Source organism: Blastomonas sp. 34TW, assembly GCF_059803595.1.
The window spans coordinates 229,395-255,297 of sequence record NZ_JAPFGW010000001.1 but is presented as its reverse complement, the minus strand read 5'-3'; the positions used below and the strand labels follow the sequence as shown (position 1 = coordinate 255,297).

The 25,903-nt window shown below is 64.4% G+C and carries 17 protein-coding genes; 11 read left to right on the top strand and 6 right to left on the bottom strand.

Annotated features, from left to right (window positions below):
- Window positions 1-117: 117 nt before the first annotated feature.
- The 6 genes from OPU69_RS01170 (at window position 118) to OPU69_RS01145 (ending at window position 8,656) form a co-directional block, all read left to right on the top strand.
- Window positions 118-1,107, top strand: a complete 990-nt coding sequence (locus tag OPU69_RS01170; RefSeq protein ID WP_498508996.1) for an efflux RND transporter periplasmic adaptor subunit — start codon at window positions 118-120, stop codon at window positions 1,105-1,107.
- Window positions 1,107-4,211 (top strand): efflux RND transporter permease subunit, encoded by a 3,105-nt coding sequence (locus tag OPU69_RS01165; protein ID WP_498508995.1) that lies wholly within the window; start codon window positions 1,107-1,109, stop codon window positions 4,209-4,211. Before OPU69_RS01170 ends, OPU69_RS01165 begins: the two co-directional genes overlap by 1 nt.
- Window positions 4,208-5,587, top strand: coding sequence for an efflux transporter outer membrane subunit (locus tag OPU69_RS01160; protein ID WP_498508994.1), 1,380 nt, complete (start codon window positions 4,208-4,210; stop codon window positions 5,585-5,587). Before OPU69_RS01165 ends, OPU69_RS01160 begins: the two co-directional genes overlap by 4 nt.
- A gap of 4 nt (window positions 5,588-5,591) precedes the next feature.
- Window positions 5,592-6,269: a response regulator transcription factor gene (locus OPU69_RS01155; protein ID WP_498508992.1), complete on the top strand. Its 678-nt coding sequence runs from the start codon at window positions 5,592-5,594 to the stop codon at window positions 6,267-6,269.
- Window positions 6,266-7,594, top strand: a complete 1,329-nt coding sequence (locus OPU69_RS01150; protein WP_498508991.1) for a sensor histidine kinase — start codon at window positions 6,266-6,268, stop codon at window positions 7,592-7,594. Before OPU69_RS01155 ends, OPU69_RS01150 begins: the two co-directional genes overlap by 4 nt.
- Window positions 7,595-7,834: 240 nt before the next feature.
- Window positions 7,835-8,656 (top strand): TadE/TadG family type IV pilus assembly protein, encoded by an 822-nt coding sequence (locus tag OPU69_RS01145; protein WP_498508990.1) that lies wholly within the window; start codon window positions 7,835-7,837, stop codon window positions 8,654-8,656.
- Between the two features lie 255 nt (window positions 8,657-8,911).
- On the opposite strand, the gene OPU69_RS01140 is transcribed toward OPU69_RS01145, so the two are convergent.
- Entirely contained in the window at window positions 8,912-10,309 is a 1,398-nt protein-coding gene (locus OPU69_RS01140; RefSeq protein ID WP_498508988.1) for a hypothetical protein, read from the bottom strand.
- 259 nt (window positions 10,310-10,568) lie between these two features.
- On the bottom strand, window positions 10,569-12,365 hold the full coding sequence (locus tag OPU69_RS01135) for a tyrosine-type recombinase/integrase (protein WP_498508987.1): 1,797 nt from the start codon (window positions 12,363-12,365) through the stop codon (window positions 10,569-10,571).
- 575 nt (window positions 12,366-12,940) lie between these two features.
- On the opposite strand from OPU69_RS01135, the gene OPU69_RS01130 reads away from it, so the two are divergent.
- The gene (locus OPU69_RS01130) at window positions 12,941-13,795 is read left to right on the top strand and encodes a hypothetical protein (protein ID WP_498508986.1); all 855 of its coding nucleotides are present in this window, start codon (window positions 12,941-12,943) and stop codon (window positions 13,793-13,795) included.
- Here the strand turns inward: OPU69_RS01130 and OPU69_RS01125 are convergent.
- Both OPU69_RS01125 and OPU69_RS01120 read right to left on the bottom strand, forming a co-directional pair.
- Window positions 13,689-15,035, bottom strand: coding sequence for a tetratricopeptide repeat protein (locus tag OPU69_RS01125; protein WP_498508985.1), 1,347 nt, complete (start codon window positions 15,033-15,035; stop codon window positions 13,689-13,691). The two genes, OPU69_RS01130 and OPU69_RS01125, sit on opposite strands and share 107 nt — an antisense overlap.
- A 20-nt stretch (window positions 15,036-15,055) precedes the next feature.
- Complete coding sequence (locus OPU69_RS01120; RefSeq protein ID WP_498508984.1) at window positions 15,056-16,414, bottom strand: hypothetical protein; 1,359 nt, start codon at window positions 16,412-16,414, stop codon at window positions 15,056-15,058.
- Window positions 16,415-16,702: 288 nt separating this feature from the next.
- Between OPU69_RS01120 and OPU69_RS01115 the strand changes: the two genes are divergently transcribed.
- The 4 genes from OPU69_RS01115 to OPU69_RS01100 all read left to right on the top strand — a co-directional run bounded on the left by OPU69_RS01115 (window position 16,703) and on the right by OPU69_RS01100 (window position 22,240).
- Window positions 16,703-17,428, top strand: coding sequence for a hypothetical protein (locus OPU69_RS01115; RefSeq protein WP_498508983.1), 726 nt, complete (start codon window positions 16,703-16,705; stop codon window positions 17,426-17,428).
- A 162-nt stretch (window positions 17,429-17,590) separates the two neighbouring features.
- The gene (gene ku / locus OPU69_RS01110) at window positions 17,591-18,469 is read left to right on the top strand and encodes a non-homologous end joining protein Ku (protein WP_498508982.1); all 879 of its coding nucleotides are present in this window, start codon (window positions 17,591-17,593) and stop codon (window positions 18,467-18,469) included.
- A gap of 2 nt (window positions 18,470-18,471) precedes the next feature.
- The gene (gene ligD / locus OPU69_RS01105) at window positions 18,472-20,934 is read left to right on the top strand and encodes a DNA ligase D (protein WP_498508981.1); all 2,463 of its coding nucleotides are present in this window, start codon (window positions 18,472-18,474) and stop codon (window positions 20,932-20,934) included.
- Between the two features lie 160 nt (window positions 20,935-21,094).
- Window positions 21,095-22,240 carry a sensor histidine kinase gene (locus tag OPU69_RS01100; RefSeq protein ID WP_498508980.1) on the top strand — a complete coding sequence of 382 codons (1,146 nt, stop codon included), beginning with the start codon at window positions 21,095-21,097 and terminating at the stop codon, window positions 22,238-22,240.
- Between the two features lie 20 nt (window positions 22,241-22,260).
- Here OPU69_RS01100 and OPU69_RS01095 read toward each other — a convergent pair whose 3' ends face one another.
- Both OPU69_RS01095 and OPU69_RS01090 read right to left on the bottom strand, forming a co-directional pair.
- Window positions 22,261-23,769, bottom strand: coding sequence for an indolepyruvate oxidoreductase subunit beta family protein (locus tag OPU69_RS01095; protein WP_498508979.1), 1,509 nt, complete (start codon window positions 23,767-23,769; stop codon window positions 22,261-22,263).
- Window positions 23,769-25,901, bottom strand: a complete 2,133-nt coding sequence (locus OPU69_RS01090; RefSeq protein WP_498508978.1) for a thiamine pyrophosphate-dependent enzyme — start codon at window positions 25,899-25,901, stop codon at window positions 23,769-23,771. The genes OPU69_RS01095 and OPU69_RS01090 overlap by 1 nt, the downstream gene beginning before the upstream one ends.
- Window positions 25,902-25,903 lie beyond the last annotated feature (2 nt).

Sequence of the window (25,903 nt, the reverse complement as noted above, 5' to 3'; positions counted from 1 at the left end):
AACCACCAGCCGCCCCGGTTTATGACAAACTAAAGATGGCGAAGCGCGCACTCCAACATTGGGGAATTGTATAGCAGTGCCAACGCTCCCCCAATGGAGGCGCTGTATGCGGCTGCAATGCCGAACCGCTTCGCCCTTGTCGCTTTCGTCCCTGCGATTCTCCTGAACGCCTGCGGCAGCGAGCCTGCCTCGCCGCCCAAGGCACCTGTTCACAGCGAGGCAATCGCCCATGAGACCGAGCTTGTCCGCCTGAAGCTCACGCCGGAAGCGCAGAAGCGGCTCGGGATTGTCACCGAGCGGATCGGGACGGGCACCGCATCGGCCATGCGCATGACCAGCGGCGAAATCGTCATCCCGGCAGGCGTCGGCGGCGCGCCGATCAACTCTGCCAGCAATCTGCAACTGCTCGCTGCCCAGCAGGTCGCCGCCGAGGGTGAACTGGCGCGGGCACGTGCGCAGCTGGCTCTGGCGCGCATCGCCTATGATCGCGCCTCGGCTCTGGTTGATGAGGAAGCGGGAAGCATTCGCGCGCGTGATGAGGCGACGGCGGCACTCGGCGCGGCCAAGGCTGCTGCCGATGCGGCGGCAGCCCAGCGTCGTCTTCTCGGGCCAGCGGTGGCGAGCCTTGGCAACCAGCGCTACGTTTGGGTGCGTGTGCCGGTGTTCGGGAGCGACCTTGCCGGGCTGCAACAAGGCCAGTCTGCGCTGATCTCGCCGCTGGGACAGGACGGCGCGAAACGATCGGCGCAGCCCGTCGATGCGCCGCCATCGGCGAACGCAGTCGCGGGCACCGTCGATCTCTATTTCGCGCTCGACAATCGTGACCGGGCCTACCGTGTCGGCCAGCGCGTCAGCGTCGCGCTCCCGCTCGCTGGTGGGCGAAGCGAAGGGCTGTCCGTGCCGACCTCCGCGATCCTGCGCGACATCTATGGCGGCGAATGGGTCTATGCCAAGACCGAGGCCGACACCTATGTCCGCCAGCGGATCGAGGTTGCTGCAACCGACGGTAGCCGCGCGATCCTGTCGCGGGGTCTGCGTCCCGGCACGCTGGTGGTCACAGCAGGCGCTGCTGAGCTGTTCGGCACCGAGTTCGGGGTCGCACACTGATGCTGGCCTGGCTGGTTCGCTCCGCGCTCAAGCAGCGCGTGCTGGTGCTTGCCATGGCGGCGCTGCTGGTGGTGCTCGGCCTGCGCGCGTCGGCCGATGTGCCACTTGATGTTTTTCCAGAGTTCGCCCCGCCCATTGTCGAGATCCAGACCGAGGCGCCGGGCCTGTCGACCGAGGAGGTCGAAAGCCTGATCACGGTTCCGATCGAGACCGGGGTGAACGGCGTGCCGGATCTGGCAACCCTGCGCTCGAAGTCGGTGCTGGGCCTGTCTTCCGTAACGATTCTGTTCGAGCGCGGCACCGATGTGATCCGCGCCCGCCAACTGGTGCAGGAGCGCGTGGCGCAGGTGCAGGCGCGATTGCCTGCCGCTGCCCGCCCGCCGGTGATGCTGCCGCCGCTGTCGTCCACCAGCCGGGCGATGAAGATCGGCATCTCGTCCAAGAAGCTCGATCAGATGCAACTGTCCGAGCTGGTGCGCTGGACGATCCGGCCCAAGCTGATGTCGGTGCCGGGCGTCGCCAATGTCGCCGTCTGGGGCTACCGCGACCGGCAGTTGCAAGTGCTGGCCGATCCTGACCGGCTCCAGGCATCTGGTGTCACGCTGGCTGAACTGCGCGCGGCGACCGGGGATGCGGTGCTGGTCGGCGGCGGCGGCTTTGTCGATACGCCCAACCAGCGGCTGCCGGTGCAGCAGGCCGGCGCGATCCAGACCGCCGAGGACCTCTCCCGCACGGTCATCAAGATCGCCGGCGATGCGCCGGTGCGTGTAGGCGATGTCGCGCGGGTGACCGACGGCTTTGCCGCGCCTATCGGCAATGCGATCATCGACGACGGCCCCGGCCTCATGCTGATCGTCGAGAAACAGCCTACCGGCAACACGCTCCAGTTGACCCGCGATGTCGAAGCGGCGGTCGCAGAGCTTCGCCCCGGCCTCAAGGACGTCAAGATCGACACCACGATCTTCCGCCCGGCAACCTTCATCGAGAAGTCGATCGACAACCTCACCCGCGCGCTGATGATTGGCTGCCTGCTGGTGGCGCTCGTCCTGTTCGCCTTTACCCGCGACTGGCGGCAGGCGACGATCAGCCTTGTGGCGATCCCGCTGTCGCTGCTCGCGGCGGGCCTCGTGCTGCTATGGAGCGGGGCGACGATCAACACGATGGTGATCGCCGGACTGGTGATTGCCCTTGGCGAGGTGGTCGATGATGCGATCATCGATGTCGAGAACATCGCCCGCCGTCTGCGCCTGAACCGCGAAGCAGGCAATCCGCGTTCGGCCTTTGCCGTGGTGCTTTCGGCCTCGCTCGAAGTGCGCACGGCGGTGGTTTTCGCCTCGCTGATCGTCATGCTGGTGTTCCTGCCGATCTTCTTCCTTGGCGGGGTGGCGGGGACGTTCTTCCGGCCCCTCGCCATCGCCTATGTGCTGGCGATTGCCGCCTCGCTGCTGGTCGCGCTGGTGGTGACGCCTGCGATGTGCCTGATGCTGCTTCCCAATGCGCCCATGAAGGAGCATCGCGACACGCGCTTTGTCGCCTCGCTCAAGCAGCGCTATCTCGGCGTCCTGCCCCGGCTGATCGACCGGCCACGGCTTGCCATGGGCATCGTCGCGGGCGGCCTGCTGCTTTCCGGCGTGGGCTATCTGGGATTCAAGGACCAGTTCCTGCCCGACTTCCGCGAGACCGACTTCCTGATGCACTTCGTCGAGAAGCCGGGTGTGGGCATCGATGCGATGGACCGCATCACCATTCGCGCCTCTAAGGAACTGCGCGCCATACCCGGCGTGCGAAACTTCGGTGCGCATATCGGCCGAGCCGAGGCTGCCGACGAGGTGGTTGGCCCGAACTTCACCGAGCTGTGGATCAGCCTGGATGACGGGGTCGATTACGACGCCAGCGTCGCGCGCATCAAGGAAGTGGTCGAGGGCTATCCCGGCCTCTATCGCGACGTGCTCACTTATCTGCGCGAGCGCATCAAGGAGGTGCTCTCGGGCGCAGGCGCGACCGTGGTGGTTCGGATCTACGGCCCCGATCAGGACGAACTGCGCGCAGCAGCCGAGCGGGTGCGCGGCAAGGTCGCCAGCATCCCCGGTGTGACCGACCTCAAGGTCGAACAGCAGGTGCTCGTGCCGCAAATCCAGATTCGCCCCCGTGCGGCCGATCTGGTCACGCTTGGCCTCACGCCGGGCGAAGTGCGGCGGCAAGCTCAGACCCTCGTTGCGGGCGAGAAGCTGGGTGAGATCTACCGCGACCAGAAGGCTTTCGATGTTGCCTTGTGGGGTGAACCTGAAATCCGCGGCGACCAGCACGCGCTTGCCGATCTGATGATCCAGACCCCGGTTGGCGCGCCTGTCCGCCTGCGCGACGTCGCTGATGTGGTGATCGTGCCCGCGCCCAACGAGATCAAGCGCGAGGACGGCCAGCGCCGTCTCGATGTCACGCTCAACATCGCCAGCGATGCCGATCTCGGAGCCGTGGCGCGCGGGGTCGAGGCGGCGGTGAGCGAGGTGCCCTTTGCGACCGGCTACCACCCCGAGATCCTCGGCGAGTATGCCGCTCTCAAGGAATCGCGCGAACGGCTGTGGACGGTGGGTCTTGCCTGCCTCGTGGGTATCCTGCTGCTCGTATGGCTGGAGTTTCGCTCCGCCCGGATTACCGCACTGGTCGGCCTCAGCCTGCCCTTTGCGCTGGTCGGCGGGGTCATCGGGGTGGCGCTCACCGGCGGGGTTCTGTCGCTGGGATCGCTGGTCGGCTTTGTCACCGTGATCGGGATTTCGTCGCGCAACGGGATCATGTTGCTCTCGCATTACGATCACCTGCGGCGGTTCGAAGGCGAGGCGTTCGGCCCGGCTCTGATCTTGCGCGGCGCACAAGAGCGTCTGGTGCCGATCCTGATGACCGCACTGTGCGCAGGGCTTGCGCTGGTGCCGCTGGTGATAGCGGGCGACAAGCCGGGTCACGAGATCGAGCATCCCATGGCGATCGTCATCCTCGGCGGTCTGATCTCATCGACTGCGCTCAACCTGTTCCTGATGCCCGCGCTTTACGGCCGCTTCGGCAAGGAACGCCCGGAGCCTGAGCCTCAATTGGCGGAGGCGGTGGCATGAAGCACTTTGTCTCCTGCGCGGCGCTGATGGTGACCGCTTGTGCGACCCCGTCGCCGCCGATGGCATCTGCAATCAATTCCACGATGGCTGCCGGGGCGTTCGCGAGCCTTCCGGTCGCCTCGATCGAGCCTGTGCCCGATGATTGGTGGCGGCTCTACGATGATCCTGTGCTTGACCGCCTGGTCGAAGCGAGCCTTGCGGCCAATGCCGATCTCAGGGTCGCCTTTGCCAATCTCGATGGCGCGCGCGCGGCGCTGCGTCAGGCGCAAGCCGCGCGGCTGCCCCAGACCACGATCGAGAGCAGTCTCGGCATCGACAATCCCGCCAATCAGCCGAGTGCCTCGGGCAATGTGCCGACCACCGACTACGATCTGGCAGTCACCGCAAGTTGGGATGGGGACCTGTTCGGACGGCTCCGTTCGGGTTCTCTGGCCTCCCGCGCGGATGCTGAGGCGCAGGCGGCTGCGCTTGATGGCGTCAAGGTCGCCGTCGTCGCCGATACGGTTCTGGCCTATGTCGATCTGTGCGGTGCCACCCGCAGCCTTGCCGTCGTGCAAGAACTGGTCGCGCTTCAGGCCCGTGCGCTGACCATCACCCGCAGCCAGCTTGCGACAGGCGAGGTCTCCCCGCTGGAAGTGTCGCAGGCAGCCAACCTTGTCGCGGCGACCAAGGCGACTATCGCACCGCTGGAAGCCGCGCAGGCCAATGCGCGCTTTCGCCTCGCCACGCTTGCAGGTCGCCCGGCGGGAGAGGCGCGCAGCAATCCCGTGACTTGCACCGCGCCGCCGAAACTGCGCACTGCGGCTCCCGTCGGCGACGGCACGGCCTTGCTGCTGCGCCGCCCGGACATCCGCGAGGCCGAACGCCGCCTTGCTGCCGCCACTGCGCGGATCGGTGTTGCCCGTGCCGATCTCTACCCCCGCATCAACCTCGGCGGGGCGCTGGGCCTCTTGAGTGGGGGGCTGGTGGCGACCGGTTCGCCGCTGGTGAGCTGGGCCTTCCCCAATCAGGCCCCGGTCCGTGCACGGATCGCCCAGGCCGAGGCAACCGAACGGGCCGCGTTGGCCGGATGGGACGTAGCGGTGCTTCGGGCGCTGCGCGATGTTGAAACGGCGCTTGCGGCCTATGATGGCGAAGCGCGCCGCAACCGGGCACTGGCCGAAGCCCGCGATGAAGGACGCCTCTACGCTCGGCGCGCCGAGGCGCGCGTCCGGCTTGGCGATGCAGCACCGCTGTTACGGATCGATGCCGATCGCACGCTGGCGCAGGCCGAACTGTCGCTCGCTCAGTCCGAACTCGCCGTTGCGCAGGCGCAGGTGGCGCTGTTCCGGGCGCTTGGCGGTGGCTGGCGCAGCGGTCCCAAGCCGCTAGAATGAACCCATGAGAATCCTGATCGTCGAGGACGATACCGATACGAACCAGTTCATCGCCCGCGGCTTGACCGAACTGGGCCATCAGGTGGTGACCAGCGGCGACGGCCGCGACGGGCTGTTCCATGCGACCGATGGCGGCTTCGATGCCATGGTGGTCGATCGGATGCTGCCGGGACTTGATGGACTGTCGCTGGTCAAGGCTCTGCGCGCCGCCGGGAACAGCACCCCGGTGCTGATGCTGACCGCTGTCAGCGGAATTGCCGACCGGGTTGAAGGGCTCGAAGGCGGGGCTGACGATTATCTGGTGAAGCCCTTTGCCTTTACCGAACTGGCGGCTCGCCTCCATGCGCTCGGTCGTCGTCCCTCTGCGGCAGCGGAGCCTTCCCGGCTGGTTGCCGGCGACATCGAACTCGATCTGCATCGGCGCACGGTCGTCCGCGCAGGACGCAAGATCATATTGCAGCCGCGCGAGTTCGCGCTGCTGGCGGAACTGATGCGGCATCCCGGACGGATCATGACCCGCACCATGCTGCTGGAACGGGTGTGGGATTTCGACTTCGACCCCAAGACCAATATCGTCGAGACCCATCTTAGCCGCTTGCGCTCCAAGCTCAACGCCGGGTTCGACAGCGACCCGATCGAGACGGTGAGGGGCGCGGGCTATCTCATCAGGGACGGAGGATGAAGCGCTGGTGGCGTGGCACGTTCGGCTTGGTGGCAGCGGTCGCTCTAGGCTTTGCGCTGGCGACACTGGTGATCGGCGCGGTAGCGTTCGAAACCACCCATGAGGCGCTCGAATTGCAACTCGATCACCGCGTTGCCATCGAGACGCAGGCCCTGATCGATGAAGGGCAGGACGGGCATGAGGGCGTGGCTGCCGCCATCCGTCGGCGCGAGGCGGCCAGCAGCACAGCCAGTCTCGGCTACCGGCTCGTCGATGCCCAAAACAGGCCCATAGCGGGATCGCTTAGTACGATCGTTCCGCCCAAGCCCGGATATGTCGAACTGCTGCCTTACAAATCGAACGGCGAGGAGCGGATCGCGCAGTCGCTGACCACGGTCCTACCCGGTAATTACCGCCTGTTGGTCGCAGCCGATCGCGCCGCCATCGACGAAATGGACAGGCGTTTCATCCTTCTGTTTCTCGGCGCATTTGGCGCGATGCTGTTGCTCGGCATCGGTGCCGCTTGGCTGGTCGGCATCGTCACGCGCCGCCGCCTAGCCCGCATCGATCACACGGCTGCTGCGATCATCGCCGGCGATCTGTCACGGCGCGTGCCCCTGACCGGAAGCGGCGACGAGTTTGACGGTGTGGCCACGACGCTTAACCGAATGCTCGACCGCATTGCCGGGCTGATGGAGAACCTGCGCCAGGTCTCAAGCGATGTTGCCCACGATCTGCGCACGCCACTGACCCGGCTGCAAAACCGGCTCGACGAGGCTCTGCGCGAGCGGGATAGCGAGCTGCAACGCGAGGCGATCGAAGCGGCCGCAAGCGAGGCCAGTGAGCTTCTCGAGGTCTTCTCCGCCCTGCTGCGGATCGCCGAGGTCGAAGGCATGGCAGCCCGTGCCCATTTTCAGACGGTGAACATGAGCGCCGTCGTAGCTGATGTGGTCGAGGCTTTTCGGCCCGCGATGGAAAGCAGCGGCCATCAGCTTGTCAGCCGAATCTCGCCGGGCCTGACCTTGTCCGGTGACCGCAGGCTGTTGCAACAGATGTTGACGAACCTGCTCGACAATGCCGCGCAGCACACCCCGCAGGGAACGATGGTCCACCTAGATCTGGAAAGCACGCATGATTGCATAAGGCTCGCCGTCACAGATGATGGTCCGGGCGTGAGCGAGAAGGAGGCGCCTGAACTCTTCAACCGCTTCGCGCGCGTCGACCCCAGCCGATCAACGCCAGGTCACGGTCTGGGTCTGGCTATGGTTGCAGCGATCGTTGCTGTACATTCTGGCAGAGCAACCATTGCTCCGCGCCCAGGCTTTGGTGTGTATATCGAGTTTTGATCCAACCTGACTGGCTGACAATTTGACGCTACTCGCTCCTCCACCAGTTACTGTCAAGGGCCTGAGATAGGCTTACCAGAGCGACTAAACTGCCATGCAAGCGGTGCCCGCGACGATCACCACAAGGCTAACTGAAATTTAACCACCCAATGGAATTATCACACTGAAAACGAAGCCTTTTTCAGGTGTCTGATGTTAACTTTCCATTCTGGTGTCCGCCTGCCTGTGAGAAAGCGGATATTGCGCGACAAGGCCGGGCTCGCGCTTATCGAATTTGCCTTCAGCCTGCCGATTTTTATCGGTCTTGGCTTTTACGGTGTCGAAGTTGCCAACCTCGCAATCTCACAGATGAAGGTTAGTCAAATCACACTCAACATCGCGGACAATGCATCTCGCATCGGGAGTATGAATTCCCAACTTGGAGCCAAGCAGGTTCTCGAATCACAGATCAACGATGTTTTTCAGGCCGCAGATATTCAGGGTGGGAGATATAACCTCTTTGGCCAAGGACGGACGGTCGTTTCCAGCCTCGAAATGAACGCGGATGGCGGTCAAACGATAATGTGGCAACGATGCAAGGGAGAACTCGGCGAGGAGTCTGCTTATGGCGAGGAAGATGTAGGCAAAAAGGGAAAAGGTTTCACCGGAATGGGGCCAGCGGCAGAGCGGATAGCTGCCATACCCGGCACTGCTGTCATGTACGTCGAAACCTTTTACGAGTACGAGCCCTTGTTCGGGGAAATGTTCATGGAAGCGAGAACGCTGCGGCAAGAGGCTGCTTACATCGTGCGTGACCAACGCCAGATCGGCACCAAGCCAATCGCTGACACCTCTGAAATGCGAACCTCCACATGCGACAAATATGATTCGATGCTGCCGCAGACCCCCGACCCCAAGCCGGGCGATGAAGATAAGTGCGTCAAGCGCATTCACAAGGATCATTATCACTGGGAATGTCCAAAAGGCGTGAAGAAGCCCAAGGAAACCAAAGAAGAGAAAGAAAAGAACGAATGCGACCTCAAATTGATCGTGTGCGTCAACGGTGTGAAGGTGAAAGACTGATTGGGGGGACGGACGTACGGCGGCTTTCAGGCGGATACCGCGCCGTCCCGAATGGCCGACATTAGGGCGCAAAGCCGACCGGCCGGTTTTGCTACCGAATGGCGGGTTTTAGGGAAAGCCGGCGCTCGCGACACCGACGCTGAATGTCTTGAGCTGGTCGACAGCAGACATACGCAGCCGCGTCGCGTGACAATTGCGACCTGCGAGATCGTCCCAGCTTACGTACGACGGATCGGTTAAGCCGTGTTCCAACCATCAAGCAGCCAAGTCATCGACATCCCTGTGCGCGAGATAAGCTTTGTACAGCTCCACAATCTCCGATTTCGCTAGGCTGGGAATGCTTACGACTCTGGCCGCAGTCTGCCGCAAATCGAGTGTCTTGAGCCGTTGCACCACCACGCGATCAGCCTGGACAAAATAATGAGAGCTTGCAGATTTCCCGGCTGGATCATCGTAGACTCTACCGGCATTGGCGCCGATCCGCCGAATCGCAACAGTGACTTTGCCAGCCATGGCTTCGGCCGGTACTACGGACTTGACGAAGGTAAAATCGGGATGGCTGTGCTCGACATGGCGCAGCTTGCGAAGGTCTGACCGCCGTTCCCAGATCTGGAAGACCGTCCGCACTTTATGCGGCCTCCCCAGAAACAAGAAGGCATTTTCAGGTACGGTCCATTGCGCGACAAGATGGAACCGCTGGTCGAGACGGTTCTCGACGGCTGCCTTTTGAACGGAAACAGGCAGTATGAAGCCAATAAGGGTGGCCATGGTCGCAGCGCGGTTGAAAAACTGCCACGCGAGCTCTGATCCTTTGCCGAAGGGTGGGTTGCCCAATATGGCGATAGGTCGGTCCAGCGCGAGTTGATCTGCCAGCCACGCGCGGTCCACATCGAGGAAATCCGCTCGTACAACGCCGGGATACTGAGGGTCCAAATCAATACCAAGGCTGCCTTCGGGCATTTGCTTCAAGAACGCACCCTTTCCGGCTGACGGCTCGATCATTACGAATTTCCTTGGATCGTAGAGCTCCCGAAACTCGCGCCAAAGCCATGCCGCCACCTCGTCAGCCGTGAAAAACTGACTGAGTTTAGCTGCCTTGTCTGCAGAATCTGGCTTACGATCAGATTCGTATGTGAGGTTCTGGCGGAGTTGAACCTGCTGCTCGCACAGCTGTGGCAAATTGCTCGACGCCAACATAGGCGCACTGCTGGGGCCGCGGTGTTGCGCTCCACCTAGATCAAGAAAACCCGGAGAAGCATCCTGATGGTCAAGCCCATCCGGATGAGGTGAAATAGGGGCCGGGGCTTCCACGACGGGTCGTGCGGGGATACGCGACCGTCGCCAGCACACACCACAGAACCGCTCCACCCGAACAGTCTCAAGAGCGACCTTGGATCGTCTGTGCGCCGGCCTCACCTTCGCATGATTCTTAGCAATTGACTGGCCGGCTACAGCACAGTTTTTGTTAGCAGCTGATCGACTTATTGCTGATCCTTGGCCTTCCCTTGCTCCATCTAACCAATGATGTTGAATACGCTGAGACAACGCAATTTGTACCTTGCACGATGAGCAAGCCATCATTTCATTATCGGTCGAAGTTTCTTCCGCCGTTGCTGCTCCAGGCATCGCCTGATATATTTTTAAACTGCGCATTTACCTATCTCCTTAGTCAAGAAGAAGGTTTTAGGATGGTGGGTCCGATTTCGACAAACGACTGACTGAAAATTTTGGCGATGCGCAATTTTGTGTCAGATCAGCCACTGGCATCGCATGGGGTGTCACCGCCGAGACACTTTAGGAGATCTCTCTACCGGGCTGCTGTCGGTAGCCCACCTCAAGCCGCCAAAAACCCGAAAGACCTCGATTCGCTTCCCATCACCACAGTTTTGGCTGTTCGCAATTCCTGACCCAACTAACTGTGCCGCCGCGGTTTGCGAGCCTTACGGCCCTTTCGCACTAGGGCTGGCAGCAGTGTCACGGGCGCAGCGACAAGGTGATCTGTAACGATCGGGATCTTGTTGACGGCCGAGCGAAGCATGGCGAGATCGCTGGCTTTCGAGTAGCGTCCCCCTGTTTCGTTGGTGATCCGGTGGCCAAGGACATCCGCTCGTACATCTTCTGCCACTGAGACTGCCTTGAGGCCGGTGGCAAGGGTGTGGCGGAACGAATGTACCGCCATGCCCTTTTTGAGGAAGGGCAGCTGAGCGGCGCATTTCGTCCAGACGGTCTTGTAAAAGGCATCGCCCATGGTGCCGATACCGCTTTCAGCGCGCAATTCCGGGAACAGCAGAGTTTCGCCTTCGGCCCGAAGTGCCTCGACATAGCCGGTGAAACCCAATCGAATGAGCTCATCGGCGACGGGCAGGAGCCGTGCAGACCATGCGTTTTTGAGGCGCCGGGTTGTGTTGGGCCGGACAGAAAAATGCCATCCCCCGTCATGCTGCTCTATGTCCGCGAGCTCCAGCCCACAGATTTCCTCGCGACGAAATCCCGTGTACCAGGCGATCAGCGGCACGAAATACGCTGCCCCATGCCAAATGTCGTCCCCGGGCTTGAACGGCTTTGCCCATGAGGCAGAGCCCGTCCAGGGCGGAAGGTTGAACAGCGCCCTGCCCTGCTCTTCGGTATAATGTTCGGTCAGCAACCGAGGGTCGCGGTCGTCCTCAACGATAAACGCCGAATATTCGAGCTTCGCTAATGGGTGGTGACCTGAAAACCATTCGGTGAGCTGGCGGAGGAAAAACCAATGGCGATTCGTGGTTGATATCCCCAAGCCGATTTGGTCGGCGCTGATCTTGTTTTCGGCCACCAACGCGCTGGTTTCGCGTACGATCTCCTGGATGGGCATAGCCCGCTGACGCTCCGACTTGCGGAAGCTGGGACCATGCAGGCCGTTGAAACATTTGTTCAGTTCAAGGAGGTCCTTCTGTCTGATTTGAGCCAGAGGACGCCCCTCCATGACCTGCTCAAGCAGCAAGGCGGGCAATTTGAACTGCTCGCGCGTCTTTGCCGTCCAGGTTGAACCCTTTTTGCGAGCCTGGCCATCAGCACCGCCGGTGCGTGGATTATGGTCAATAAAGCGCGCTGCCGCTTCTGTCGGTTTGAGCCGGGCCCACTCGTCATCTCCGGACGGGCCTGCCGATACAGCCATCACCGTGTTCGCGACCGCTGGCGCAACGACAGGCGGCGCCATCTGCGGCGCTATAGGCGCCGCAGACATTAGAGGCACTGGTCCATAGGCCAGCGATGGATCGGCAAGCGTCGCCCTGAATTCGCGGATGGCTTCAACCTTGGCCTGGTGAATAATCTTGCGCGCCAGCGCCAGCGTGATCGGTGTCTCGGACACCGCAAGATCGGCGAGATGCGCGGCAGCCGCCTCCACCAGAGGCGTGCCTTGGACTTCCTCCTCGATATCTGACCAAGCCATAACAACCATGGGCTTGTCAGGGTCATCGTCGAGGCTGGAACCAGTAACCAGAAAATCGTCGATCGATCCGTTGGCGACGGCGGAGAGATTGGCGATCTCTCCAGCGTCGAGCCTGAGTTTCAGTGCGTCCTCGATGAGATCATGATCTTCAGGTGCCGCAACCAGCATCTGGGCATGCAACTGTTCAAGCCGGTCGCGCTCGAGAAGGATCTGTCGCCGGAAGATTTCTTGGCGCTGCGCTGCGGTGAGGTTGGTGGCAGCGATGTTGCGCATCAGGTTCATGGCCAGTTTCTCGCAGGCCAGCGACAAAGCTGGCCCCATGAAACGGGCCCGACTGTGCTGGTGGGTTCGCAGCGACACCCTAATTCTGAAAGGTTTATCCCGTCCTAAGCGTATCTGGCGGCGGAAATAATATGTCCCACACTTGCGCGAGAGATTTTGAATGGCGTGCATTGGCCGTGGTCCCCATCCTGACCATGCGCATGGTCACCACACGCGACGGTCATGGCAGGCTCACCAAACAATTCAGATATATAGGGCATTTCCAGGTTCGAATCCTGCCACCCCAGCCAGCTTCTCGAAGACGTATGAGATTGCCATTGGCAAGGCACCCGATGTTGCGACCCCGGACGGGTCGATGCTGTCCCCGCCCCCGTCTCGCTGCGCAGGACATCGCTTTCGCCGCCAAGAGCATGCTCGCCCTCGCCTTTGGTCCGGCGCTTGATATGCCGCCTCCTATCGGCATGGGCCAAAGGCTCGAGGTCTGGCGGTGCTTGGCCTGATCGGCATCATACCGTATCGCGCGGCCGCCTGCGCATGCCTCGACATTCCGACCCGGTTGGATCAGTGTCGACCGCATGACCCCCATGGCGCACGCCCCAAGACCGTCCATCTCCTTCATGCCCTGGCTGGTCGCGGCGCTCGCTTCGCTTGTGGCTCCGCTGCTGGCTATGCAGGCGCTGCTAGAATCGCCATCGCCGACGCCATGGGTGCTGGTGGCAGGACCGATGCTCGCGCTGGGGCTGATGGGGGCGGGGATGATCACCTCCGCCGCAGCCGCGCGTTTCCGGATCGGCGTGCTGATGGCCTTGCTCGCGGCAATCGGCCTTGTCCTTGCAGCGCGCATGATGGGCATGCCATCGCTGGCCCATCCGGCTGCCACGGGCCTTGCCTTTATCGCCGCGAGCGTCAGTTTTGCGGCGCGGGGCAAGCTGTTCGCCCGCAGCGCAGCCGACAAGGGCTGGTGGATCGCGATGTTCGTGGTTGCCGGCGAGGCTGCGATGCTCGGCACAGCGGCGGCCATGCCGGGGGCTCTGCCGGACTGGCTACTGGTGTTGCTGCCGGCGCAATGGGCCAGCATGGCGATCCAGACTGCGCTGACAGGTGCCGGAACGATCGCAGCCGGCTCCGCGCTGATCGCGCTGGTGGGCACCGCAGCAGTGACGTTGCTGGTCGCGCGGCTGCTGCCCCGGCGCTGGCCCTATGCGCTGATGTTCTCGGCCTGGCTGGGCCTGTCCGCGCTGGTGTGGCATTACCCGCCGCCGCCGTCGCACGCAGCCTTGAGCGACGGCGGTGCTACGCCTGCAGAGACGGGAATGCGGACGGCTAGCGGGTTTTCCGCACCGGGCGCGGACAGGCCGCATGCAGCTGTCGCAGCGCCGACCAGACCGGCAGCGAAAGCTGCGCCGCATCGTCCACGGTCAGCGCGGTGATCTGCCACCCGTCATTTGTGGGGCCGAGTTCCAGCGCACTGCTGTTGCGGACGGCCAGCGCGGTCGGCGGGCGGAGATCGACGATCCGGCTGGCGGGCATATAGCCATAGGCATCGTCGCTGGCGCCGAGCTGGTCCGACAGTGACACCACCAGCTCGCAGCCCGATGCCGCGTATTGCACGGCCGATACCTTGCGCCGCGACCAGAAGCGATAGTTGCTGGTCCCCTTGACCTGCCGAGCGCCCATAAAGAAACCAAGCTTGCCCTCGCGCGCCAGCCGCGAGAGATAAGCGACCCTGCCGACCGGCGATGCCGCGGTCTTGAGCATGTCGGCCTGGTTCGCACCGATGATGTCGGACAGGCGCAGCAGGAATTGTGGGTCCTCCAGCAACGCGGCCATGCCCGACAGCGCGGCGAGGAAATCGAGATCGACGAGATTGCGGCGCGCAAGCTCCTTGAGCGAGGCTTCCAGTTCCTCTGCCGATCCCGAGGCCGCCGCTAGCTGCGCCTGCGTCCTGTAGATTTCGGGATAGGCCGGATCGGCAGCGGCAGCGGCGCTGAGCGCCGGGCGCGCTTCCGCCAGGGGCAGGCCAGCCGCTTCCTTCACCCTGGCTGTCGCGATCTGTCGAAGCACGGGCTGCAGCTTGCCAAGCTCTGCTTCCGCGCTGTCGGCTGCGGGACTGCCGGGCAGAGATTCGCGCACCTGCCGCAGCACGCGCGCTGCATCGACCGGCTGGTTGAGGCGCCCGGCATAAAGCTCGGCAGCCTTGAGCGCATAATCCGGCGCGTTGCGCCCGGCCGCCCAGCCCTCCTCGTACAGCCTCGCAGCCTTGCCGATCAGCCCTTCGGCCAATGCCGCATCGGCTGCGCCGACATTCTGGTTGCCCGTTTTCAGCGAGCGGATGGTGAAGACCAGCTTCTCGACCGCCGCACGCGCGCTGGCGGGCGCCTGCGCCAATGCCTGATTGGCCTGCGTCTCCGCCGCGTCATATTGCTGCAGCCCCATATAAGCCATGGCGACATAATAGCTGGCGCGATAATCGGCCGGGTCGACGCGCAGCGCGTCCTTGGCGACCGCGAGCGCCTCGATATAGCGGTCCTCGGAAAGAAGCTGTTTCGATGCTTCGATCTGGACGTCGTTCGCCCCCTGCAGCGCAAGCGCAGGCGCAGGCAAACTTGATGCTGCGATGGCGGGCAGCAGCACCGAAGCCGTGCGGGCGGCGAGGCGCCTGGGCGTCATGCAAAGTCCCTTCATCCGGGTCAACTGCCCGATCCGGGCGTGTTGGCGAGTTCGCGCTCGCGCGCCTCAGCCTCGGCCTGGCGGCGTGCCTCTTCCTGCTGGCGCTCGAGCGCCGCCGCCTCCTCCTGCTGGCGCTTCAGCTCCAGCGCGGCAGCCAGTCGGGGCTCGACTTGTGCCAGGGCGCGGTCGAGCTTCGCCAGTTCCTGGCTGGCCGACGTGTTGTAGCCGGGAGCAGCGCCGATGAAGAGACTGCTGGCGCGCGCGATGAACTCCGCGACGCGCGGCAAGATCTCACCGAACCCGGCGGCATCGTATTTGCCCATGCGGAAGGTATAGCCTGCCCCGGCAATAGTCGGGCCGTCGCTGCCGCGTCCCATCAACGTGGTCAGGATATTGAGATAGCCCGCGAGGCCGAATGCGGTGATCCTCGATGCGACCTCGTTGGCGGTGGACTGCACGCTCGCGGTCTGTCGCTGCGCGGTATTGTCGTTGTTGGTCAGGCCCGTCGCCATGCGCGCGCGATCGTCGGCATGGCGGTCCTCGCATTTGGCCAGCGCATCGCTCCAGGTGCGGGCATCGGCGATACAGGCCTGCAGCGCGGGAATGGTCTGGGCGGTACCGGCATCCTTGATGACCGCATCGATCTGGCGGCTGATCACGGTGCGCTGCTGGACGTAATCCTGCGCATCGAAGGCGAATTCCTGGCGGATGATGCCGCGCTCCATGCTGGTGGCCGTGCGCCACAGCCCCATGCCCTCGAACAGCTGGCTGCGGATCGCATCGATATCGGGCGACAGCTTGGCGAGCTTCGCCTTCGCATCGCGCAGCTGCTGCGCCAGCCGGTCGATGCCCTGTTGCAGTTCGCGCTCCTTCGCGGCGATCTGCTCGGGCGTAGGCTTGATGATCGACTGGCCCGAATGCGGGAACTGCTCGCCCTTCGAGATGATGTCGGACTTGGTGCGCCCGCAGCCCGAGCAGAACAGGCCCTGGCGATATTCGTCGAGGATCGCCTCCTTGTTGCGGATGGCTTCGTTGAGCTTGTCCGTCAGCTGCTTCTCTTCGGCCTGAAGCTTACCGATCTGATCGGCCGTCGCTCCATAGGCCCGCACCAGCGACAGGATGGCGCTGGTGACGCTGTTCGCCATGTCGCGGGCATATTCGGGGCCCTTCCAGTCGGGCGGACGGTTCGAGCGGGTGGCCAGCGCCTCGGTGCCGACACGGCTGCTGCGCAGACGGGTCGGGTCGAGCAGATCCTGCGCTGAGGCCAGGTTCGCCCCCATGGCCGGGAGCGCGACCAAGCCGACCACGACGGCACGACGATCAACGGAACTCCGGTCTTCATGGCAGCACGGGCACTGCGTGCCGTGTCGATCGTCCATCGCACACCCCTTTGCGATCTTGCGGTTATGTTGACGACCCTTTTGGCCATGGATAATGAAATCGCACCGCCATGGCAACGGGTGCACCGGGCCAAGCGATTGAATTATCTTGCCTCAGCCGCCTGGCGCATGAGGCCATCGGTCGGAGCCTGGACGTTGAAAATAGCCCCTATCCTGTCCGCCACCGCTTTGGCCTTCGCATCGGCTGCCTTGTCGTCGGCTCAGGCCCAATCGGGATATTATCCGGTCTTTTGCCAGGGCATCGCCGTGGGATCGGGAGGGAACAGCATGTTCCTGTCGTCCGGCTTTTACCAGGCGCTCAGCACCCCGCCAGAAGGCTATCTGATCACCGACGCGACGCTGACGGCCGACTTTGCCAAGGCGGTCAAGGCGCAGACCGGCGAAACGGTGCTGGGGCAGACCTGCTATACCCGCGCCGATCGCCAGGAGCTGGAGGCCTTCATCGCCACCACCCGCGCTTCGAATGGCGGCAACTGGAAGCTGGTCGACGTGACCTGGCTGCCGACGGGCGCCTATCCGCTGACGACAAACCTGGCCGATCTTCAACCGGGTGGCGGCCCATCGTCTCGCGCCACCGCTGCTCCTGCCGCGCCTCCGGCATCGAGCGCCGCCGCTACGGCGCGATCGGCAGAGGCGGACCGGGTGGCGATCGAACTGCGCCAGCGCGAGCAGGCCGAGCGGGCTGCGGCAGCCGCACAGGCCGAAGCCGAGCGGCGGCTGGCCATCGCCAAAGCCGATGAGGAGCTGCGCGCCGTCAACGCCCAGCAGGCGCAAATGGCCGAAGCCCAGCTGCGCAAGAATGCCGAGGAGCAGCGGATTTTCGAGGAAAAGCAGCGCGTCTACGAGGAGCGCCAGCGCGCCTTTGCCGCTGCCGAGGCGAAATACCAGGCCGAGGTCAAGGCCGCCGCCGAAGCGCGCAGGAAATGGGAGGCCGATGTCGCTGCCTGCCAGGCTGGCGACACGACACGCTGCGCCCCTGCTCCCCAGCCATGACGGCAAGCGGCTGACGCCCTTCGGAGCTGAGGCCGCATAAGCATACCGGGTGGAGATGGCAGCCAGGGGGAACCATGGCGCGCGGCAAACCGTTGCGGCCATGTAGATACAGCCCATCGGACCCCGCCATTGCCGCGTCGTGTCCCTGCAAGGAGGACCGCCATGCCTGCCCGCCCATCGTGGAAGGGCCAGATTCGTCTGGCGCTGGTTTCGATACCGGTGGAAATCTACCCCGCGACGAAAAGCGGCGCCGGCATCCGTTTCCGCCAGATCCACGAACCGAGCGGCCAGACGATCAAGTACGAAAAGACCGTGCCCGGCATCGGCCCAGTCAAACCGGCGGATATCCTCAAGGGCTTCGAATACGAGAAGGGCAGCTATGTGCTGCTCAACGAGAAGGAGATCGAGGCCGTCCGGCTCGAAAGCCGCAAGACGCTCGAGCTGACGCAGTTCGTGTCGCTGCACGACATCCCCGTGCTCTATTACGAAAAGCCCTATTTCGTGGTCCCCGCCGACGATCTCGCCGAAGAAGCGTTCATCGTGCTGCGCGAGGCGCTCGACCAGGCCAAGAAGGTCGGTCTGGGTCAGCTGGCGATGCGCGGCCGCGAATATATCGTCGCGCTTCGCCCCTGCGGCCGCGGCATCATCATGGAAACGCTGCGCTATGCCGACGAGGTCAACAAGGCCGCGTCCTATTTCCGCGAGATCGGCGACGAGAAGCCCGATGACGAGCTGCTCGAACTGGCCACCACTCTGATCGACAAGAAGACCGCGCCGTTCGATGCAGGCGAGTTTCACGACCGCTATGTCGATGCCCTGCGTGACCTGATCGACACGAAGATGAAGAACAAGGGCAAGCGCGTTACGCCCGATGACGAACCGGCAGCGCCTGCGGGCGGCAATGTCATCGACTTGATGGCCGCGCTCAAGAAATCGGTCAACGCCAAGGCAGCGAGCGCGGGAGGCGCTAAGCCCGCCGCGAAGCGCGCTTCCGCGAAAAAGGCGCCTGCCAAATCGTCGCCCAGGCGCAAGGCAGGCTGATCATGGCGGATCGCACGCCCGATCCGCTCGCCGAATATGCCGCGAAGCGGGACTTTGCCCGCACACCCGAGCCCGACACCGCGCCGGTCCGCCGCAAGGGCAAGCAGCCGCCGATGCTGGTGGTGCAGAAGCACGATGCGACGCGGCTGCACTGGGACCTGAGGCTCGAGGCGGACGGCGTGCTCAAGAGCTGGGCGGTGACGCGCGGTCCGAGCATCGACCCCAGGGACAAGCGGCTCGCGGTCCGGACCGAGGACCATCCCTTATCCTATGCCGATTTCGAAGGCGTCATCCCGGCGCGCGCCTATGGCGGCGGCACGGTCATGCTGTGGGATACCGGGCATTGGGAACCCGTGCCCGGCAAGAGCGCGAGCGATATCGACAAGGGCCATCTGCATTTCATCGCGCACGGCCAGCGAATGCGTGGGCAGTGGATCCTCGTCCGGATGAAGCCGCGCGCCGGTGAAAAGCGCGAGAACTGGCTGCTGCGCAAGGTCGAGGATGCGGAGGCGGGCCAGGGCGACGGGCTGGTCGAACGTGCGCTGACCAGCGTCAAGACCGGGCGGACGATGGATCAGATCGCCTCTGGCGCTGAGCCGGTCTCGCCCCGGCGCAGGCGCGCGAGTGCGGCAGGTTTGCGCGCCAAAAACCCCATGCCCGCCATTCATCCCCCGATGCTGGCGACGCTGGTGCACCAGCTGCCCGGCGGCGAGGACTGGCTGTTCGAGGTGAAATATGACGGCTATCGCTGCCTGGTCGGCTTGGGCAAGGATGGCGCAGTCGGCTGGACGCGCACCGGGCTTGACTGGAGCGACAGGTTTCGGTCGGTGCTCGATGCGATGCAGGCCGTGCCAGCCGCCTCGGCGCTGTTCGACGGCGAGATCGTGGCGCTCGACGAAGACGGCCGCCCCAGCTTCTCGGCCTTGCAGCGCGCGCTGAAATCGGGCGGGCCGCTTAGCTATTTCGCGTTCGACCTGCTCGCGCTCGATGGCGAGGACCTGACGCAGCGGCCGCTGGCCGAGCGCAAGCAGCGGCTTGCAGCGCTGCTCGAGCGCGTAGACCCGCCGATCTTCTATTCCGACCATATCGAGCGCGACGGGCGCGCGCTGTTCCAGGCCATGGTCGACAAGGGCTATGAGGGCGTGATCGCCAAGCGCGCTTCCAGTCGCTATGTCGGTGAGCGGAGCGATGCATGGCTGAAGATCAAGGTCGAGCGCCGCGAAGAGTTCGTGATCATCGGCTGGATCGCCAGCACCAAGCGCGGACGGCCCTTTGCCTCGCTGCTGCTGGGCCAGCATGAAGGCGGCCAGCTGGTCTACAAGGGTCGCGTCGGCACCGGCTTCGATACCGACACGTCGGAAGAATTGCAGGCGCGGCTGGCCGACCTCGCGCGGACCGAGCCCGCCATCGCCGATGCCAAGGCTGTGGCCGGCAAGGCGCACTGGGTCGAACCCGTGCTGGTCGCTGAGGTGCGCTATGCCGAATATACGCATGAGGGCGTGCTGCGCCATGCAAGCTTCATCGGCCTGCGCGGCGACAAGCCGGCAGCCGAGGTGACCGGGGAGATCGAGATGAACCAACCTGCAGGCTGGATCGCGCCCCAGCCGTCGATACGCATCACCCATGCAGACCGGCCGCTGTTCGGGGCTGACGGCCCGACCAAGGGCGATCTCGCGAGATGGTACGAGGCGGCCGCCCCGCTAATGCTGCCCTTCATCGCCAATCGCCCGGTGGCGTTGCTCCGCTGCCCGCAAGGGATCAGCGAACAATGTTTCTTTCAGAAGCATGTCCAGAAAGGCTGGGGCAAGGAAATCGGCTCGCTGATGATCGAGGAGGCCGATGGCTCGACCGATCCCGTCTTTGTGCTGGGTGACAAGGCTGCGATCCTGCGCTGCGTGCAGATGGGCGCGATCGAGTTTCACGGCTGGGGATCGCGCGCGGACGATATCGAGCATCCCGATCGGCTGGTGTTCGATCTCGATCCCGATGAAGGCATGGACTTTCCAGCTATCGTCATGGCGGCTCGTCAGATGCGCGATCATCTCGCCGATATGGGCCTCGTCACCTTCCCCATGGTGACCGGCGGCAAGGGCATTCACGTGATCGCGCCGCTCGACCCGGGCGCGGACTGGGCGGTGACCGAGGGGTTCGCCAAGAGCTTTGCTCAGGCGCTCGAACAGGCCGAGCCCCGGCGCTACACCGCATTGATGTCCAAGGCGCGTCGCAAGGGCCGCATCTTCATCGACTGGATGCGCAACCGGCGCGGATCGACCGCGGTCCTGCCCTATAGCGTGCGTGCGCGCGATGGTGCGCCGGTCGCAGTGCCAGTCGCGTGGGATGATCTCCCGTCGCTCGCTGGGGCCAACCGCTTCACGCTGCTCGATCCAGGAGCGATCCTGGAACATGCCAGCAGCGTTGGTGACGATTGGGGCAAGGCCAGCCAGACGCTGACGATCGGCGATTAGTCAGGTCGCTCCGGCATCCGGGTCTCGGGGCCATCGAACTCGCTGCATCGATCGCCGGAATTGCTGTCCCCTCGCAAAATGTTCTCCTATGCATCACAGGATGGTGCGGGCAGTGAGCGGCTGCCTATCGCCTGGATGGACCTACCGAGGAGCGGGCCGAATGGATCACACCATGGATTATGGTGGTTATATGCCGCACGGCATGTGCCTGTTGTGGGAGCCGTGGCTGGTGCTGCTCTGGGCGGGATCGGACCTGCTGATCTTCCTGTCCTATACCGCCATCCCCATCGCGCTGCTCCGCGTGCTGCGCCAGCGCACCGAGGTGCCGCATGGCGGGCTAGTGACGCTGTTCGCCTCGTTCATCCTGCTGTGCGGCCTCACCCATGCGCTCGGCATCGTCACCTTGTGGATTCCGATCTATCCCTGGACCGGCTGGGTGAAGCTCGCCACCGGCATCGTCTCGATGACCACGGCGGTGGTGCTGTTCCGGCTGATCCCGGACATCATCCGCCTGCCCTCGCCCGCATCGCTTGCGGCGGTCAACCAGACGCTGAGCGACGAGATCGCGGCGCACAAGGCGACGCTCGCCTCGCTCGACCGGCAGGTGCAGGAGCGGACGCGCGAGCTCGAAAAGGCGACCGCCGCGCTGGCGGTGCAGGCGCGCGAAGCGGTGCACCGCAGCGGCAACCTGCTCGCGGTGGTGCATTCGCTGGCGACGCAATCGGCGCGCGGCACCGAGCGGACCAGCGATTTTCTTGACGCGTTTCTGGGGCGTGTCCGTGCGCTTGCCGATACCACCCGCGCGATCGCGCGCAGCGACAAGTCATCGGCCGAGCTCGAGCAGTTGGTCGAGACCGGGCTGGAGGTTCTGAGGAGCACTTATGGCCCGCGCATCGCGATATCGGGTCCGGCACTGTCGATCGATCCGGTGGCGGCGCAGCAGCTGAGCCTCGCGCTCTATGAGCTGGCGACGAACACGCAGAAATACGGGCTGGGTGCCTCGGATCAGGCCGAAGTCGCGGTGCGCTGGAGCGTGGATGGGGGTCGCTTCACCTTTGTCTGGCACGAACGCGGCTTGCCTGCGGCGGTCAGCGACGCGCCGCCCAATCCCGATGGCTTCGGCACCAAGCTGCTGCTGCAGATCGTACCGCGCATGATCGGCGGCGCGGCGGAACGCAAGCTCGCGGGAAGCGAGATGGTCTATTGCCTGTCCGCGCCGGTCGAAGCGGTGGTCGCCGAAGAAACCGATGGCAGCGGCGACCCGCTTGCGGCGCGGATCATCGACACCAGTTTCGGCATTGAATAGCCGGGAACACGCCGCACGCCTCAGGATGCGCGGCGCGCGGGCGCGACCTCTGCAATCGCGCAGCCCAGCGCCTTGCCCTCTTCATCCTTGAGCGCCGCCTCGCGCAGCGCGGCAATCTGCACTGCAGCGTCTGGCCGCTCGAGCAGATGGCGCTCCGCGGTCTCGAGCACCGCCTCGAGATTGGCGATGCCGCGCTCGAACGTATCCGAATAGCCCTTGACCAGCGCCTGACAGGCCAGGATTTCGGCGGCGGCGGCAACATCGCTCGCGGCGGCGCGGTCGGCCAGCGCAAGCCAGCGTTCGATCCGCGCCTGCTCCACCGCATAGCGCAAGCTCTTGCGGCGCATCGGACGCATCGCGGCCAGCCCGCGCAGCATCAGGAACCATTTGAGACCGGTCGTCTCGACATGGCGTCCGCGTGCGAAGAACGGCTCCAGCCGGCGACGTAGGCCGGGGCTGTTCAGGATGCGCTCGCCCAGACCGCGCGGCAGCGTTTCGCACACCTCCTGCAAGCGCGGATGCATGTATTCGGTGACGCGCAGCACCTGCCCTTCGCTCACGCGCACCTCCTGTGCGATGCGGCTGCTGCGCGTGGCGCGGATCTTGAGATCGGCGACGCGGATCGGGTCCTCGAAGGCCATCCACAGCGCGAGGTGGCGTGCCACCGGTGCTGCGAGCGCCGGGTCGAGCGCAGCAAAGCGCTCGATCCGGTCGAGATAGAGTTCGGCATAGGCCGCGTCCTGATAGTCCATCAGCCGCGCGGCACCCTCGGTAGCGAGCGCATGCGCATTTTCAGGCAGCGTGCGGCACAGACGTTCGTGCAGCGCGCGGCCCGCCGCAGTGGTGGGCTTGCGGTCCTGCTGGGCCTCGGACACGGCGGCGACACCCTTTTTCGCCGCCTCGAAGCCCGAGGCAAAGCCCTTGAGATTGGCGGCAACCGCCTTGCCGCCATGGCGCACCGCCTGCTCGAACGCCTCGCGCGAGAAAGGCAGCGCGCCGCTCCCCGCGAGCGCGCCGAACATGACCGAGCTGATGACGCTGCCCGCGCCTTGCGCCGCCGCCGCCATGTCGAAGCCGATGAACCGCGCCGCGCGCCGCTCTGCCGCATCGAGAATGCGGGCATTGGCGCCGGTGCCGTCGCCAAGCGCCGACTTTTCCGAAATCGCATAGACGCGGTGGGTCGATCCGATCAGCGTCGTGCGATCCTGGCTCACGAAGCCGCGCAGGATCGCGCGCCCCGCCTCCATAAGTTCGGACGCGATGACGATGTCCACATCGCCTGGCACCGGCATCATCGCCAGCACCGGATCGGGGCGGTTGTCGCCCTGCGATCCGACGCGGACCAGCTCGATATAATAGACGGTGGAGCCGGTGCGCTGCGCCACGCCGGGGACCGAGGTGCCCTGCGCGACATAGCCGTTCGCGCGCGCGACCACCTGCACCCATTCGGCGAGCACGCCGCCGCCCTCGCCGCCCAGCGCGAGAATGGCGATGGTGATCCGGTCGCGCCCCTGGTTGAAGATATCCATCAGAACGCCCTTGCTGCCAGCGCCCGCTCGTGACGGCGCTGCATCTTCGCGATGATCCAGCCGCGCAGCTTCGCCGCCGTCCGCTCCCACCAGCCCGGATTGGTCACCACCGTCGCCTTCCAGAACGAGGGGCAGAGCACGGCCGCATGCGCCACCTCGCCGCAATTGCCGCAGCCGACACAGCTGTTGTCGATATGCGTGACCGGGTGCTGGCGCAGCGGATCAGGATTGGGACGGATGCTGAGCGAAGGACAGCCCGACAGCCGGATACAGGCATGATCGCCGGTACAGGTATCGGCATCGACTCCGAAGCGTTCGCGCACGACGCGCTTGCCCTCGCTCGCCGCCCTGGCGAGCTGCGGCTTGATGCGGCGCTGCTTGTTGAGCATGCACTCGGACTGGGCGACGATGACCTTGGGCCCCTTTTCCGGTGTTGTCAGCGCCTCGCGCAGCGTGTCGCGCATCCGGGCGACGTCATAGGTGCGGGTCAGCGTCCGCGCCCAGCGGACCCCCATGCCGCGCACCGCCTTCTCGATCGGATGCTTGGTCGTGCGGATATCGTTGTCGGCGCGCGAGGAGAGGATGTCCTGCCCGCCGGTCGCCGCCGAATATCCGTTGTCGACGACGATGGTGACGGTGTCGTCCTGGTTGAACACCGCATTGCCGATGCCCGAGGTCAGGCCATTGTGCCAGAAACCGCCATCGCCCATCATGGCGACGGCGCGCTTGCCGCTGCCATTGGGCTTGAACGCGGAAGCCCCTGCAGTGCCCAGGCCATAGCCCATGGTGGTGTTGCCGATATGGAAGGGCGGCAGGATCGAGAACAAGTGACAGCCGATATCAGCCGAGACATGCAGCTGGCCGAGCTCGCGCTGCACCAGCTTCATTGCCGAGAAGATCGGGCGTTCGGGGCAACCGGTGCAGAAGCCGGCGGGCCGCGCCGGAACATTGGCGGCAAGCTCAGGCTCGGCGGGCATGGACTGGGCACGCGTCGGCGCGCGATCGGGCGCCCATGTCTCCAGAAAGCGCGCCAGCCCCTCGCCGATCACCTGACCCGAATATTCGCCCGCGCGCGGCATCACGTCCTTGCCGACGATGCGGGTGTTGAGATCGGCGCGGCGCAATATGGTATTCAGCTCGTGCTCGATGAATTCGGGCTGGCCTTCCTCGAGAACGAGCACCGCCTTTTTCCCCGCACAGAACTGAACCACTTCATCGGCGATCAGCGGATAGACGGCGTTCAGGCAATAGACCGGCAGCTTCGTGCCGCCCCAAGTATCGGACAGGCCGGCCAGTTCGAGCGCGCGATTGAGCGTGTTGAACAAACCGCCCTGCACGATGATGCCGATCTCGTCGCGCTCGGGGCCGAACCACTCGTTCAGACGGTTATCGCGGATGAAGGCCTGCGCGGCGGGCCAGCGCCTTTCCACCTTCTCGATCTCGTGCAGGAAGATCGCGGGGGGCAGCACGATCCGGTCGAGATCGCGCGTCGGGCTCTCGGCCGCATCGCCCACGGTCATCGCCGGGCGCCGGTTGTCCTTGGCAACGAAGCTGCCCGTCATATGGCAGCTGCGCACGCGCATCTCCAGCATTACCGGGGTGTTGGACGCTTCGGAGAGCTCGAACCCCTTTTCCACCATATCGACGATGGTCGAAAGATTGGGCCGCGGATCGAGCAGCCACATCTGCGATTTCATCGCGAAGGCATGGGTGCGCTCCTGCATGATCGAGGAACCCTCGCCATAATCCTCGCCGATGATGATCAGCGCGCCGCCGGTGACCCCGCCCGAGGCAAGGTTGGACAGCGCATCCGAAGCGACATTGGTGCCGACCACCGACTTCCACGCGACCGCACCGCGCAGCGGATAGTTGACAGAGGCAGCCAGCATCGCACCCGCCGCCGCCTCGTTGGCGCTCGATTCGAAATGGACGCCCAGCTCCCTGAGCAGCGGATCGGCATCAGCGAACACGTCCATCAGATGGCTGATCGGCGATCCCTGATAGCCGCCGACATAGGCAACCCCGGCCTGGAGCAGCGCCTTGGTGACGGCGAGTATCCCCTCGCCTTCGAAATTCTCGCCCGCGCCCAGGCGAAGCTTCTCGACCTCCTTCTTGAACGACCGCTCCGCCATGG